General features: G+C 53.9%; 1 protein-coding gene and 1 pseudogene. Both read right to left on the bottom strand.

Features of this window, described 5'->3' with window-relative positions; all coding sequences use genetic code 11:
- Positions 1-325 (bottom strand): annotated as a pseudogene (locus DVK07_RS20955) (RNA-guided endonuclease TnpB family protein); the annotation flags it as partial.
- 19 nt (positions 326-344) lie between these two features.
- A partial coding sequence (locus tag DVK07_RS24070; RefSeq protein ID WP_233565573.1) for a hypothetical protein occupies positions 345-540 on the bottom strand: 196 nt, incomplete at its 5' end.

Below are 540 nucleotides of genomic sequence, written 5' to 3'. Positions count from 1 at the left end.
CTCCGTGTTTGCGGTAGCCGGGCGGTCGGGCACGGTTGTCGCCGTTCCGACGCTTGCCGAACCAGCCGTTGAACGCTTCAGCGAGTTCTTCGAGAACGCGCTGACTGGATTGAGAATGTAAGTCCGTATAGCGTTCGTGACTTTTGAGTTCGGCTTTGAGTTCCCTGTCATCGGGGATCTCGCCCGTTTCGTCCCACTGTTGTTGTGCGTAGTAGCGGCCGACGTTTCAGAGTTTCGAGGCGATCCACCCGAGTTGGTCGAGGTCATCACGAACCTGGTACTGGTTCGTGATGGTAGCCTCGAAGGTGTGGATGGTTCGACTCACTTTCTAACTTCATAACCGATTATAATTTTGATGGGGGAATCTTCTCTGTGCTTGAAATTCCAAAGCGGTCGCGGTCAATATCGAGATCGAACGTGACACGGCCATCTGGATCCGCTTCGCGCCAGAACTCAGGAAATTTTGTAACTGTCATTGTTCGTCGTTGCTGACTCCCTTGCCCGAACCAGCCGAAGTCCAGAACTCCTTCGAAGGTCCGC

The organism is Halorubrum sp. Atlit-26R, assembly GCF_003666015.1.
In the GTDB taxonomy this organism is placed as follows: domain Archaea; phylum Halobacteriota; class Halobacteria; order Halobacteriales; family Haloferacaceae; genus Halorubrum.
The sequence above is the reverse complement of the archived record's forward strand: the minus strand, read 5'-3'. Positions and strand labels throughout refer to the sequence as shown.